The organism is Variovorax sp. 22077, from assembly GCF_052044195.1.
Lineage (GTDB): Bacteria > Pseudomonadota > Gammaproteobacteria > Burkholderiales > Burkholderiaceae_C > Variovorax > Variovorax atrisoli.
Map to the genome: position 1 here is coordinate 315,561 of NZ_JBQEQC010000001.1, position 13,672 is coordinate 329,232.

The window sequence follows — 13,672 nt, forward strand, 5'->3', positions numbered from 1 at the left end:
GCCCAAAGCCGTCCGTCGAATCGCGAAGAACGCAACCCGACTCCGACTCACCTCGAACTCAACTCCTGTCGTTGCTCCTGCTTCCCCCGTTTCTCCTCCTGCAATTCAAGCCGCGCGCCAACCCAGTTCCGGCGCGATGCGGCGGGAGAGGTCGGTCAATATCTGCTCGTAGTCTTCGCTGCCGAAGTTGTAGGGCAGCTCCACCCGCAACTCGCTCACCAGCGGCAGCACCGGGTCGCGGCGCAGGCGTTCGAGGATCTCGTCGGAACTGCCGACGAGGTCGTTCGCGAACAGCGTGCGGCGTTCGCCCTGCGGCGCCAGCGTGCGCTCGATGCGGCCGGCAGCGAACTCGCGATAGCGCTTGCGGGTGACGGTGTCCGCACCGTCGAGCGGCACGATCACGCGCCCCAGCGCCACCCTGCCCCTGCCCGCGTCCCTGTCAGCCTCGCTGGCCTTGTAGCGCTCGACCAGGCCCACCTGCGCCTGCAGGAAGTCGTCGGTGTTCTCGCCCGTGAGCACGTTGCCCAGCAAGAGGTTGAAGCCGTTGCGCCCGGCCCATTCGGCCGAACGCAGGGAGCCGCCGCCATACCAGAGCCGCCCCGTGAGACCCGGCGCGTACGGCTGCACGCGCGGGCGCACGCGTCCACCGGCCGATTCCACAAAAGTCTGGTCGTTGCCGAGCAGCACGTCCTCGAGATTGGCCTTCAGCCGCCCCACGCGCTTGTGGCTGTAGTCGACGGTGTTGGGCGCTGCATCGTGGAAGCGGTTGCCCAGCAGGGCGCCGTGCAGCGGCGCGCCGGCGCTCAGGCCCACCTGCAGCCTGCCGCGCGAGAGCACGTCGACCGTCGCCAGGTCTTCGGCAAGGCGGAACGGGTTCTCGTAGCCCATCTGGATCACCGCCGCGCCCAGTTCGATGCGGCGCGTGCGCTGCGTGGCGGCGGCCAGGAAGGTCGCGGCCGACGAGACGCCACGCTCCAGGTGGCGCTGCCGCACCCATGCGCTGTCGAAGCCGTGCTTCTCGCCGAACTCGAAGAGCTTCAAGGCGGCCTCCAGTCCGGCGAACGGATCAGCCTCGGCGTAGTTGCCCGGCGTGAGGAAGGCGAGATGGCGAATGCTGCTGCTCACGGCGCGAACTTCGGCAGGCCGGGCGGGTTGGTTTCGGACTTCGGCAAGGCCTCTTCCGTCAGGCTCCAGCGCGCGAGCGCCCGGCCGTAGGTGCCGTTGCGGATCAGGTTGTTGGTGGCGGTGGTCAGCGCCGCGGCGAGGCCGCTGCCCTTGCGCGTGGCGATGGCCACGTCCGACTTCAGCGGCCAGCCCGCGTTGACGGTGCCGACCAGCCTGATCTGCCCGTTCTTCGCGGCCTCGTAGGCCTGCGGCGCATTGGGATTGAAATTGGCGTCCACCCGCTTGGTGACCACCGCCAGCGTGCGCGTCACATCGTCGTCGTAGTACTGGATCTCGACCGGTTTCAGCCCCGCCGCCACGTTCTGCCGGTTCCACTCGAGCAGGATGCGCTCCTGGTTGGTGCCGGCGCCGGTCGTCAGCTTGAGGCCCGCAACGTCCTTCGGCTCCCTGATCGACTTGATGGCGCTGTCGGTCTTCACGTAGAAGCCATGCAGGCCGAGGCGATAGGTCGAGAAGTCGAATTTTTCCTTGCGCTGCTCGGTCACGCCCACGTTGGAGATCACGGCGTCGTACTTGCCCGAGCTCAGGCCGAGCGGCCAGTCGGCCCAGGCGATGGGCTGCAGTTCGAGCTTGAGGCCCAGCGCGTCGGCGACGAGCAGCGCGAAGTCGGGGTCGAAGCCGACGACAGTCTTCGCGTCCGACGCGTAGGTCGAGATCGGCGGCGCGAACGGCGCGATGGCGATGGTCAGCACGCCCTCCTTCACGAACTTGAAGCTGGGCGGAATCGCGTTGACCGCCTCGGCGTCCTTCTGGCCGCGCAGGCGGCCCTTCTGCTCGGGGCTGAAGTCGAACTTGTCGGCGGCATGGGCCGCGCCCGCCACGAGCATGAGCGCGACGAGACCGCGGGCGATCCAGGTTTTCTTGAAGAGATTCATGGCCATCGCCTCAGTTCTTCGGCAGGCCGGGCGGATTGGTGCGCGAGACCGCAATGGCCTCCGAATCCAGGTTCCAGCGCGACAGCGCCTTGGCATAGTTGCCGTTCTTGATCTGCGTGTTCAAAGCCAGCGTCACGGCTTCGGCGATGCCCGAGCCCTTGCGCGAGGTGACGGCGATCTCTGCGTTCAGCGGCCAGCCGCCCGAGAACAGGCCCGCGAGCCTGGTCTTGCCGTCGCGCGCCTCGTAGGCGGCGATGGCGTTCGGCCCCAGGTAGGCGTCGGCACGGCCCGACTGCAGCGCCAGGCGCTGCACCACATCGTCGTCGTAGTACTGGATCTCGACCGGCTTCAGGCCGGCGGCCACGTTCTGCTTGTTCCAGCGCAGCAGGATCTGCTCCTGGTTGGTGCTGGCGGACACGATCACCTTCAGCCCCGCGATGTCCTTCGGCTCCTTGATGGCGCCGAGCTTGCTGTCGGATTTCACGTAGATGCCGAGCTGGTCGTTGCGATAGGTCGAGAAGTCGAACTTCTCCTTGCGCTCCTCGGTCACGGTCACGTTCGAGACCACCAGGTCGAACTTGCCCGACTGCAGGCCCAGCGGCCAGTCGGCCCAGGCGGTGGAGACCAGCTCCAGCTTGCGCCCGAGGCTGTCGGCCACCAGCTGTGCGATGTCGGGCGCGTTGCCCACGGGTGTCTTGGTGTCGGTGGCGTAGGCCGCGAACGGCAGGCGGCCGGTGGTGGTGCCGACGACGAGCACGCCTTCCTTCTGGAACCTGAAGTCCTTCGCGAGCCGGACGGCCTCGTCGATCTTCTGCGCGCGCGGGCGGCCCGGCTGCTCGGGGCTCAGGTCAGGAGCGGGCTGGGCCGATGCGGCCAGCGGTGCCAGCAGCGCGGCAAGGACAACGGACAGGATGTTTCGTCGATGGATCATGAAGGTCGATGAAATGAAGTCGGGAAGGAAGAAGGTCAGAGAACCTTGGCCAGGAACTCGGCCGTGCGCGGATGCTCCGGCGCGTTGAACACCTTGTCGGGCGATCCGGTTTCCAGGATGCGGCCGCGCTCCATGAAGACGATGTTGTCGGCCACCTCGCGTGCGAAGCCGATCTCGTGCGTGACGATGAGCAGCGTGGTGCCCGAGCGCGCCAGCTCCTTGATGACGGCCAGCACCTCGCCCACCAGCTCGGGGTCGAGCGCCGAGGTGGGCTCGTCGAACAGCAGCACCTTGGGCTTGAGCGCCAGCGCGCGGGCGATGGCCACGCGCTGCTGCTGGCCGCCGGAGAGCTGGCGCGGATAGGCGTGCGTCTTGTCGCCCAGGCCCACGCGCACCAGCAGCTCGGAAGCGAGCGCCTCGGCTTCGGGCCGCGAGAGGCCGCGCACGGAGATCGGCGCCTCGACGATGTTCTCCAGCACCGTCAGGTGCGGGAACAGGTTGAAGTTCTGGAACACCATGCCCACGTCGACGCGGCGCTTCAGGATGTCGCGCTCACGCAGCTCGTAGAGTGTGTCGGCATCGCGCCGGTAGCCGATGAGTTCGCCGTCGATGGAGATGAAACCGTCGTCCACGCGCTCCAGGTGGTTGATGGCGCGCAGCAGCGTCGACTTGCCCGAGCCCGACTGGCCGAGGATCACAGTCACGCTGCCCCGCCCCACCGTCAGCGTGACATCGTCGAGCACCTTGAGCGCGCCGAAGCTCTTCGACACGCCGTGGATCCTGACCTCGCCGCCCTGCGTGAGCGGGTCGGTCCAGCGCGGGACCTGTGCGGGCACGACGGCGGCGGGCTCTGCCACGGGTGCCGGCTTCGAGCGCCACAGCCTGCTGGCCACGCGGGCGAGCCGCGAACTCGGCGGGTTGCGCAGCGCACCGCGCGAGAAATGCCGCTCCACGTAGTGCTGCACCACCGACAGCACCGTGAGGATGATGAGGTACCACACGGTCGCCACCATCAGTAGCGGAATCACTTCCAGGTTGCGCCTGTAGATGATCTGGATCGTGTAGAACAGCTCCGGCAGCGCCAGGATGTAGAGGTTCGAGGTGCCCTTGGCGAGCCCGATGATGTCGTTGAAGGCCGTGGGCAGAATGGTGCGCATCGCCTGCGGCAGCACGATGCGGAACGACTGCCGCCCGCGCGACAGGCCCAGCGCCGCAGCCGCCTCCAGCTGCCCCTGCTCTACCGAAAGAATGCCGCCGCGCACGATCTCCGAGGCGAAGGCCGCCTGGTTCAGCGTGAGTCCCAGCAGCGCCGCCACGAAGGGGCTGATGAGCTGCGTGGTCGGGTACGAGAAGAAGGTGACATCGGTGCCGGGGATGCCCAGCGTCACCGTCTCGTAGAGGTAGCCCAGGTTGTTGATGATCAGCAGCAGCACGATCACCGGCACCGAGCGGAAGAGCCAGGTGAACACCCACGCGAGCCGCGCCAGCAGAGGCGAACGCGACACCCGCGCAAGCGCCAGCGCGGTGCCGAAGAAGAAGCCCAGCAGCGCACCCAGCGCCGTCAGCAGAAGCGTGCGGCCCAGGCCCTGCAGCACCGGCTCGGCGAAGAACCACTGCGCGAACACGCCCCAGCCCCAGCGCGGGTTGGTGAGCGTCGAGTGCAGCACGATGCCGATCACCAGCACGGCGAAGATGGTGCCAACGGTGCGCGCCGGGTAGCGCGCCGGCACGATGCGGAAGTGCGAGTAGTCGCCGTTGGCCGGGGCCGCGGCGGGAACCGGCGAACGCTGCGGCTGCGGTGCGCGCACCGGCGCGGGGTTCATCGGCTCGGCGGCCGCGTCGAGGACGGTGGTGTTCATCGCTGCGCCGCTCCGACCAGTTGCCCGGGAGCCGAAGGGGCGTGCCGCCGCCCGGTGTCCAGGTATTTCTCGAAAGGCAGCTTGCGCGGCGTCTCCGGATCGATGGGCGGACCGAAGAGCGCCGTGTATCCATGGCCCAGGTACAGGCCCACGGCCTCGGGCTGGCGAAAGCCGGTCGTCAGGTAGATGCGCTCGTAGCCCTGCCGCTGCACCTCCGCCTCCAGTTCGGCTAGCACCTTGCTGGCCAGCCCTTGCCTGCGCAGATCGGCATGCGTCCACACGCGCTTGAGTTCGGCGGTGCGCTCGTCGTGGCGCATGAAGGCGCCGCCGCCGATGGCCACGCCGTCGCGCAGCAGCAGCACGAAGTTGCCGCCATGTGCCGGTGTGAAGACCTCGGCTGGGTAGCGCTCCATCTCGCGCGGCTGGCCCGGCTCGCGCATCACGTCGCCGTAGCGGCTGTCGTACTCGAAGGTCAGTCCTTCGATCAGCGGCTTCGCGCGCGGATCGAGCGGCGTGGTGTAGACGAACTGTTCGCTCATCACGCGGCCTTCTGCACGGCGGGCGCGATTTCCTGCGCCGCGTAGCGGCTCGCCTTGCGCGGCAGGCCCAGGTGGTCGCGCAGCGTCTGCCCGGGAAGCTCTCGCTGGTAGCGCCCGCGCGCCTCCAGCGCCGGGATCACGAACTCGATGAAGTCGTCCAGCCCCTGCCCCAGCACCGGGAAGCCGAGGATGAAGCCGTCGGCCGCGCCCTCGTCCACCCAGCGGATGATCTCGTCGGCGATGCGCTCGCCGGTGCCCACGAACTGCGTGCGGGGCGTGGCCACTTCGAGCGCCACTTCGCGCAGCGTCTGGCCCTTGGCCCTGGCGTTGGCCTTGATGCGGTCGGTGGTCGAGCGGAAGCTGTTGCGGCCCAGTTCGCCCAGTTCGGGGAACGGTGCGTCCAGCGGGTACTGGCTGAAGTCGTGGTGGTCGAAGAAGCGTCCCAGGTAGGCCAGGGCTTCCTCCACCGTCAGCAGCTCGCGGATGGCGCGGTACTTGGCTTCGGCCTCTTCCTCGGTGGCGGCGACCACGGGGCCGATGCCAGGGAAGATCTTCACGTCGCCGGCCTGCCGGCCCTGCGCGACTGCGCTGGCCTTCACCTGCCGCAGGAAGCTGCGCGTGTCCTCCAGCGAGGGCGAATGGGTGAACACGGCGTCGGCGTACTTGCCGGCCAGCCCGATGCCCGCGTCGGACGAGCCGGCCTGGAAGATCACCGGCTGGCCCTGCGGCGAGCGCTGGATGTTCAGCGGCCCCGACACCTCGAAGAAGCGGCCCTTGTGGTTCAGCGTGTGGAGCTTGCCGCCATCGAAGAAGCGGCCGCTCTCGCGGTCGCGCACGAAGGCGTCGTCGTCCCAGCTGTCCCACAGCCCCTGCGTCACCGCGAGGTACTCGTCGGCGATTTCATAGCGCAAGGCGTGCTCGGGGTGTGCGCGGCTGTAGTTCTTCGCGCTGCCTTCCAGCGGCGTGGTCACCACGTTCCAGCCCGCGCGCCCGCCGCTGATGAGGTCGAGCGAGGCGAACTGACGCGCCACCGTGAACGGGTCGCTGTAGGAGCTGGAGACGGTGCCGGCGAGGCCGATCTTCGAGGTCACCGTGGCGAGCGCCGACAGGATCGAGATCGGCTCGAAGCGGTTGAGGAAGTGCGGGATCGACTTCTCGTTGATGTAGAGCCCATCGGCCACGAACGCGAAGGCGATGCCGGCAGCCTCGGCCTTCTGCGCGGTGCGCACGAAGAAACCGAGGTTGACGCTGGCATCGGCCGGCCCGCCCGGATGCTTCCAGGAGTTCATGTGGCTGCCGGCGCCCTGCAGCATGACGCCGAACCGGATGCTCTTGTTGCTGTTGTCGTTGCTCATGACGATGGCTCGCTTCGAGGGGTTCGCAATGGGAAGAAGGAAGGAAGGAAGGAAGGGCTCAGGCTGCGACAGGCACGGCCTCGCGCGCCGCGGCGAGCAGTTCGACCGACGCACGGCGCTCCGCGAAGCCGGCCACGGGGATGTCGATGACGAACTCCTCGATGCCGTACTGCGCGCTCAATGCATCGAGCGCATCGCGCACTTCTTCGCCGGTGCCGGCGATCACATGCGGGCGGCGCTCCTCGGTCCGGTAGTCGCTCACGCCCGCCTGCCGTGCGAACTCGGCGGCTGCTTCGAGGCTTGGCAGGTTCACGCTCTGGCCGGTGGGCAGGTGCACGCGGAAGCTGCGCAGCGCGCCCACGAGCTCGGCGGCCTTCTCGCTCGTCTCTGCCGCGAAGGCGAAGAGCGCCAGTAGGGGTGCCCGCCCCGTTTCCGCGCGGTAGGCCTCGACCGATCGGGCAAGGTTCACGGGGTCGCTATTGAAGTGCCCTGCATAGGTGAACTGCCAGCCCAGGCGCGCGGCAAGCACCGCGCTCTCGGGGCTGCCGCCCAGCAGCACGCGCTGCGGCAGTTGCGGCGGATTGGGCGTGGCCACAGCGCCGGCGAGCGCATGGCCGGAGGCGACGCCGTCGTCCAGGAAGGCATCGAGCTCCGACAGGCGCACGCCGAAGTCCTCGCTCCTGCTCCTGGCCGGATCGTGCAGCCACTGCAGCGCCTTGCTCGTCAGCGGCAGGCCGCCGGGCGCCTTGCCGATGCCGATGTCCACGCGGCCCGGCGCCAGCGAGGCCAGCACGCGGAACACCTCGGCCACCTTGAAGGGGCTGTAGTGCTGGAGCATGACGCCGCCGGTGCCCACGCGGATGCGCGAAGTCTTTGCCAGCAGGTGCGCTGCCAGCACCTCGGGCGCCGAACCTGCGTAGTTCCTGTTGCCGTGATGTTCGGCGAGCCAGTAGCGCCGGTAGCCCAGCCGCTCGGCCGCCTGCGCGAGCGCGATGGTGTGCTGGAACGCCTGTGCGGCGTCGGCGCCTTCCGGGATCAGGCTCTTGTCGAGCAGGGACAGCGAGTAGGACACGGTGTGCGGTGGCTGACGCCCCTTGATGAAGAATTGCTGCGAATTCTCTGGGGCATTGCGCGCACCGCTTGCGCTGAATTCCTATATCGATATCTGCTGGATGCTCAGTGTCTCGTGTGGGAAAGAATGGCCTGCGCAGCCTCTCGCGCGCTCATTGCGGCGGTGTCGATGACGATGCGCGGCGTGCTCCACGGCTCGTAGTCGTGCCGCTGCACGGACTCCCACGTGGGTGGCACGAGGCCGGGTATGTCGACGCGCCGCTGCTCGACGCGGCGCCTGTGCTCTGCAGCGTCGGAACACACGACCTCGACTTCGACGATGGGTGAAGAAGCCCGCGCCGCGACGGCCCGCCAGGCCTCGCGCGTGACGGGCAAGGGGTTCACGCAGTCGGCCAGAACCGCCTGGCCCAGGGAAAGATTGGAGCCAGCCAGCGCATAGGCCACGATGTAGCCGGCCGGGCCGATCTCACCGGTGGATGTTCCGTCGGATATGCCACCGGGTGCGCCGGCAGAGCGCAGCGCCTGCTCGATGGCATCGATGCGCAGGTACGCGCAAGGCAGCAGCGCGGTGATCTCGCGGGCGATGGTGGTCTTGCCGCTGCCGGGCAGCCCACCCAGAACGATCAGCATGCTCGGTCATCTCCAGGTTCAATGTCCTGGCGCCGAGTTCACCACGAATGGGGCAGCAGGCTCAACATGGCGGCCGCATGCAGGCGCCGAAGCGCGCGCACAGGCACGTAGCCGTGCGGTGCGCGGCGCGCCAGCGCGTGCGGCGAAGCCGGTGGCACATGCCAGGCTTTCGCGGTGAGGGCCAGGACATGGCGCGCCTGGGCGGCCGGGGAGACGTAATGGGTGCGCAATTGCATGGCAATCAATGAATCGAACGAATGCTTGCGCCGATTCTGCAAAGCGCACCCGCCTTTGCCAAAGACGGATTCCGAGTTACCTGATGCGGTCCCTGAGAAGACAAAGAAGAGAAGCGGCTCAGGCGAAGTCCGTCGAGGGCTTCTCCCAGAGGTTCACGCCGCCCTCCACCGCGTACTTGTCGATCTCCGCCAGTTCCTCCGCGCTCAGCGGCGCATGTGCGAGCGCCGCCACGTTGTCGACGATCTGCTCGGGCCGGCTCGCGCCGATCAGCGCCGAGCTCACGCGCGGATCGCGCAGCGTCCAGGTCAGCGCGAGCTGTGCCAGCGACTGGCCGCGGCGCCGTGCGATCTCGTTGAGCGCGCGAGCACGTTCGACGTTGGCCTCCGACAGGTGCTCCTGCTTGAGCGAGCCGCCGCCGGGCCGGTTGATGCGGGAGTCGGCCGGGATGCCGCTGAGGTACTTGTCGGTCAGGAGGCCCTGCGCCAGCGGCGTGAAGGCGATGACGCCCGCGCCGAGTTCTTCCGTTGCGTTCAGCAGGTCCTTCTCGATCCAGCGGTTGAACAGGTTGTAGGCCGGCTGGTGGATGAGCAGCGGCACCTTCCACTCGCGCAGCAGCGCGGCGATCTCGCGCGTCTTGCCGGCGGAGTAAGACGAAATGCCGATATACAGCGCCTTGCCCTGCTGCACCGCCTGGGCCAGCGCGGAAGCCGTTTCCTCCAGCGGCGTCTCGGGGTCGAAGCGGTGCGAGTAGAAGATGTCGACGTAGTCCAGTCCCAGGCGCTGCAGGCTCTGGTCGAGGCTGGCGAGCACGTATTTGCGCGAGCCGCCGCCCTTGCCGTAGGGGCCCGGCCACATGTCCCAGCCTGCCTTGCTGGAGATGATGAGCTCGTCGCGGTAGGGCTTGAAGTCTTCGCGCAGCAGGCGGCCGAAGTTGGTCTCGGCGCTGCCGTAGGGCGGGCCGTAGTTGTTGGCCAGGTCGAAGTGGTTGATGCCCAGGTCGAAGGCGGTGCGCAGCAGCTGGCGCTGCGTGGCGATGGAGGTGGTGTCCCCGAAGTTGTGCCACAGCCCGAGCGAGATGGCGGGCAGCACCAGCCCGCTGCGGCCGACGCGGCGGTAGGGAATGGCGTCGTAGCGCTTGGGTTCGGCGTGGTAGGTCATGGGTGTGTCTGGTCCTGGCGATGGAAGAAGGAAGAAAGGGCGACCGAACGAAAGGAGATCGCGGGAAACTTTCGAGGATGCCCCCGCCTGCCGCGCGGGGCAAGCATTTCCACGCCGCTGTCGCACTTATCCGTCGCCGCATATGCATGCGCGGATTTCTTCGTTGGAGGCGTGCGCGCCGCTTCCTAGCATCGGCGCCTAGCCAACTTCCCAGACCGGCCCCGACCCCGGGGCGCGCCGCCATGTCCAACCCGTCCACTCCCGCCCTTTCCTCGCGCCGCCGCGCGCTCAAGACCTTCGCTTCGCTCGGCGCCGCCAGCGGCCTCGGCGGATTGCTGCTCGCGGGCTGCTCGCGCGACGAAGGCAGGACCGCATCCGCCGGCAGTGCTCCGGCGGTGGTGAAGAAGACCGGCGACAAGGTCGCGTTCAAGTACCCGAACAACCCCTCCTTCGACCTGATCTACCTAGCCGACGAGCTCGGCTACTTCGAGGGCACCAACACCCGGCCCGACTACGTCGGCAAGATCGCCGCGCCGCAGATCATTCCGCTGGTGGGCACGGGCGAGATCGACTTCGGCAGCCGCATGGTGCCGCTGGTGATCTCGGCCATCGCCTCGGGTGCCGACCTCAAGGTGGTGGCCGCCGGCGGCAAGACGCTGCAGGAAGCGCCGCACATGAAGTACTTCGTCCGCAAGGACTCGGGCATCCGCGCGCCGAAGGACCTCGAGGGCAAGACCATCGGCTTCAACAGCTTCGGCGCCTGCGCCGAGTTCGTCACCAAGAAGTACCTGCGCCAGCATGGCGTGGACGTCAACAAGATCAACTTCGTCGTCATCCCCGACGAGCAGGCCGAGCAGACGCTGGTGACCGGCAACACCGACCTGGCGATCATCCACGCGCCCTTCTCCGGCCGCGCCGACAACGCCGACTCGCTGGTGCGGCTGTGGAGCGACTTCGACCTCGACGGCGGCCTGGGCGGCATGGCACCGTACAGCGCACACGGCCAGTTCATCCGCCAGCACCCCGAGGCGGTGCGCGACGTGGTGACCGCGCTGGCCAAGGCCGGCAACTGGGTCAACGCCAACACCGAGGAAGCCCGCAAGCTGGTGGCCAGGCGCATAAACATGGAGCTGAAGAACGTCGACCGCTACGCCTACGTCGACGACCTGGTGGTGACCGAGCCGCCGATCCAGTACTACATCGACATCCTGCAGTCCGAGGGCAAGCTCGCCACCGGCAAGGTGTCGGTGAAGGACGTGTACACGAACGAGTTCAACCCCTTCGCCACGAAGGCCTGAGCGGGCACCAAGCGATGAGCATCAAGATCTCCGCCCGCGACGTGCGGATGGACTACGCCGCACGCGGCGCCAGCGAACGGGTGCGCGTGCTCGAAGGCTTCGACCTCGACGTGCGCGAAGGCGAGTTCCTCTCGGTGCTCGGCCCCTCGGGCTGCGGCAAGTCGACCTTCCTCGGCATCCTGGCCGGGCTCACCGAGCGCACCGGCGGGCGCATCGCCATCAATGGCCAGCCGCTTTCGGGTATCAACCGCAACCAGGGCGTGGTGTTCCAGGGCTACGCGCTCTTTCCGTGGCTGACGGTGCTCGACAACATCGCGGTGGGTCTGGACATCCGCGGCGTGGCCAGGCCCGCGCGCCGCCGCACGGCGCAGGAATACCTGGAGCTCGTCGGCCTGCAGGGCTTCGGCGAGCGCTACCCGCACGAGATCTCCGGCGGCATGAAGCAGCGCGTGGCCATCGCGCGCTCGCTGGCCTACGAGCCCGACGTGCTGCTGATGGACGAACCCTTCGCCGCGCTCGATGCGCAGACGCGCGAGGTGCTGCAGGGCGAGCTGCTGCGCATCTGGGAGCAGCACCGCAAGACCATCGTGTTCATCACGCACAGCCTGGAGGAAGCCGTGTACCTCTCAGACCGCGTGGCGGTGATGACGCAGCGGCCCGGCCGCATCAAGGACATCATCGACATCCCTCTCGCGCGCCCGCGCTCGGCGGAGCTGCGCCACTCGGGCGAGTTCGCAGCGCTGCGCCAGCGCGCCTGGGAGGTGCTGAAGGACGAAGTGCAGCTCGGCCTGCGGCCCCGGTCGCTCGAAGGAGTGGTGTCGTGAGCGCGGTGCTCGAAGCGCCCGTCGTGCGGTCGCCCAGCCGGCTTCTGAAGCTGGCACGCAGCCTCGGCCGGGTGGCCGAGCGCGGCATCGGCATCGTGCTGTTCCTCGCGCTGTGGGAAGCGCTGCCGCGCCTGGGAATCGTGAGCGACGCCTACCTGAGCCCGCCTTCGGCCGTGCTCGCGAGCATCGTGCAGCTGCTGGAGAACGGCCAGCTCTGGAAGCATGTCGCCGCCAGCCTGCAGCGTTCGCTCTGGGGACTGGTGCTCGCGAGCGTCGCGGGCGTGGTGCTGGGTCTGCTCGTGGGCGGCTTCAGGAGGCTCGCGGCCATCGTCGATCCGGTGCTGCAGCTGTTCCGCCAGACATCGGCCTTCGCGCTGTTCCCGGTGTTCATCCTGTTCCTGGGCATCGGGGAGCTGTCGAAGGTGGCGATCATCTTCTGGGCTTCGTTCTGGCCGGTGCTGCTGAGCACGGTGGGCGGCGTGAAGCAGGTCGACCGGCTGCTGGTGAACTCGGCGCTGTCGATGGGCGCCTCGCGCCGCTTCGTCTTCTTCAAGGTGGTGCTGCCGGCTTCGCTGCCTTCGATCTTCACCGGCGTTCGGCTGGCGGGCGCCTACAGCATCACGGCGCTGGTGGCGGCCGAGATGATCGGTGCGCATTCCGGGCTGGGCTTTCTCACGCTGAACTCGCAGGAGACCTTCCAGATACCGACCATGTATGCGGGCATCCTGCTGCTGGCGACGCTCGGGCTGCTGCTCAACTACCTTCTTGCGCTGCTGGAGCGGCGGCTGCTGCGCTGGCGGCGGGGGCTGAGCCTCGATGAGTGAAGCCATTTCCACGCGCCCCCGCAGGTTCGCGTTGGCGGGCGCCTCGCTCGCCGCGGCTGCCGCGCTGGCGGGCCTGGGCGCTTCGTGGGCCTCGGGCAGCCGGCTGAGCGAACTGCCCAAGGGGCCGGTGCTCGCCAGGGCCATCGAGCGCGGCACGCTCGTCGTGGGCGTGCGCCGCTATCCCCGCCCGGCCCCTCCAGAAGCACCCACGCCGCCCGAACCCGACGGCTTCGACGCCACGCTGGCGCGCGAGCTCGCACGCTCGCTCGGCGTCAAGCTCGAGCTGGTCGGGCTGGACACCGCCACCCAGGAGGCGGCCTTGCGCGAAGGCCGCGTCGACCTGCTGGTGGCAGGTGTTCCGGCAACGGCCGCACCCAAGGGCATCGACGCGGCACCCGGCAGCTACGACACCGGCAGCGGCCTCGTGGTCGCGCTGCGCAAGGGCCGCGTGCAGGATGCCGACTCGCTGCGCGGCGCCTCGGTCTGCGTGGGCGAAGGCTCGGGCTATGCCGGCGCGGTGTCGCTGCGCTACGGCGCGCAGCCGCGCAGCTACCCCTCGTCCGTGCATGCGGTGTCGGCCTTCATGGCGGGCGAGTGCACGGCGCTGGCCGAAGACGAGGAAGTGCTTCAGCGGCTGCTGAAGAACGAGGAATGGCGCTTCTACAAGCCGCTGGCAAGCGGCCTGCGCCCGCCTTCGGACGCCGCCATCCGCCTGCCGCAGGGCGACGAGGCGTCTCGCGACTACCTCGCCGCCGCGCTGCGCCAATGGCGCGCGGACGGCACGCTGGCAAAGGCGCGCGGCGCACGTGCGGGCAACCTGCAGTTCGAGATCACGCTGCTCAAGGACGGCCTCGTCTGCCATTCCTGAGCAGCGCCGCGGCGCGCT

General features: G+C 68.5%; 14 protein-coding genes. 4 read left to right on the plus strand and 10 right to left on the minus strand.

All coding sequences use genetic code 11. The annotated features are described in order from the left end of the window. Positions 1-105: 105 nt before the first annotated feature. From ACTJLF_RS01345 to mgrA, 10 genes are all read right to left on the minus strand, one after another. Positions 106-1,125, minus strand: coding sequence for an LLM class flavin-dependent oxidoreductase (locus tag ACTJLF_RS01345; protein WP_440882351.1), 1,020 nt, complete (start codon positions 1,123-1,125; stop codon positions 106-108). After that, positions 1,122-2,060, minus strand: coding sequence for an ABC transporter substrate-binding protein (locus ACTJLF_RS01350; RefSeq protein WP_132750972.1), 939 nt, complete (start codon positions 2,058-2,060; stop codon positions 1,122-1,124). The genes ACTJLF_RS01345 and ACTJLF_RS01350 overlap by 4 nt, the downstream gene beginning before the upstream one ends. 10 nt (positions 2,061-2,070) lie before the next feature. Continuing rightward, positions 2,071-2,991, minus strand: a complete 921-nt coding sequence (locus tag ACTJLF_RS01355; protein WP_132750971.1) for an ABC transporter substrate-binding protein — start codon at positions 2,989-2,991, stop codon at positions 2,071-2,073. 35 nt (positions 2,992-3,026) lie between these two features. Continuing rightward, positions 3,027-4,850, minus strand: coding sequence for an amino acid ABC transporter permease/ATP-binding protein (locus tag ACTJLF_RS01360; protein ID WP_440882352.1), 1,824 nt, complete (start codon positions 4,848-4,850; stop codon positions 3,027-3,029). After that, positions 4,847-5,389, minus strand: a complete 543-nt coding sequence (locus tag ACTJLF_RS01365) for a GNAT family N-acetyltransferase (protein WP_440882353.1) — start codon at positions 5,387-5,389, stop codon at positions 4,847-4,849. Before ACTJLF_RS01365 ends, ACTJLF_RS01360 begins: the two co-directional genes overlap by 4 nt. Continuing rightward, positions 5,389-6,744, minus strand: coding sequence for an LLM class flavin-dependent oxidoreductase (locus ACTJLF_RS01370; protein WP_145759293.1), 1,356 nt, complete (start codon positions 6,742-6,744; stop codon positions 5,389-5,391). Before ACTJLF_RS01370 ends, ACTJLF_RS01365 begins: the two co-directional genes overlap by 1 nt. Before the next feature lie 58 nt (positions 6,745-6,802). Beyond that, positions 6,803-7,816, minus strand: coding sequence for an LLM class flavin-dependent oxidoreductase (locus ACTJLF_RS01375; protein ID WP_440882354.1), 1,014 nt, complete (start codon positions 7,814-7,816; stop codon positions 6,803-6,805). A gap of 104 nt (positions 7,817-7,920) precedes the next feature. After that, positions 7,921-8,445, minus strand: coding sequence for an AAA family ATPase (locus ACTJLF_RS01380; protein ID WP_440882355.1), 525 nt, complete (start codon positions 8,443-8,445; stop codon positions 7,921-7,923). 38 nt (positions 8,446-8,483) lie between these two features. Continuing rightward, on the minus strand, positions 8,484-8,681 hold the full coding sequence (locus ACTJLF_RS01385; protein WP_019652737.1) for a hypothetical protein: 198 nt from the start codon (positions 8,679-8,681) through the stop codon (positions 8,484-8,486). 118 nt (positions 8,682-8,799) lie between these two features. Then, positions 8,800-9,840: an L-glyceraldehyde 3-phosphate reductase gene (gene mgrA, locus ACTJLF_RS01390; RefSeq protein ID WP_440882356.1), complete on the minus strand. Its 1,041-nt coding sequence runs from the start codon at positions 9,838-9,840 to the stop codon at positions 8,800-8,802. A 242-nt stretch (positions 9,841-10,082) separates the two neighbouring features. On the opposite strand from mgrA, the gene ACTJLF_RS01395 reads away from it, so the two are divergent. Genes ACTJLF_RS01395 through ACTJLF_RS01410 form a run of 4 tightly spaced genes read left to right on the plus strand, consistent with a single transcriptional unit; the run spans position 10,083 to position 13,654 of the window. Beyond that, positions 10,083-11,138, plus strand: coding sequence for an ABC transporter substrate-binding protein (locus tag ACTJLF_RS01395; RefSeq protein ID WP_440882357.1), 1,056 nt, complete (start codon positions 10,083-10,085; stop codon positions 11,136-11,138). A 14-nt stretch (positions 11,139-11,152) separates the two neighbouring features. Beyond that, complete coding sequence (locus tag ACTJLF_RS01400; protein WP_440882358.1) at positions 11,153-11,962, plus strand: ABC transporter ATP-binding protein; 810 nt, start codon at positions 11,153-11,155, stop codon at positions 11,960-11,962. Further along, the gene (locus tag ACTJLF_RS01405; RefSeq protein WP_354415127.1) at positions 11,959-12,786 is read left to right on the plus strand and encodes an ABC transporter permease; all 828 of its coding nucleotides are present in this window, start codon (positions 11,959-11,961) and stop codon (positions 12,784-12,786) included. The genes ACTJLF_RS01400 and ACTJLF_RS01405 overlap by 4 nt, the downstream gene beginning before the upstream one ends. Beyond that, the gene (locus ACTJLF_RS01410; protein WP_440882359.1) at positions 12,779-13,654 is read left to right on the plus strand and encodes a substrate-binding periplasmic protein; all 876 of its coding nucleotides are present in this window, start codon (positions 12,779-12,781) and stop codon (positions 13,652-13,654) included. The genes ACTJLF_RS01405 and ACTJLF_RS01410 overlap by 8 nt, the downstream gene beginning before the upstream one ends. Positions 13,655-13,672: the final 18 nt, after the last annotated feature.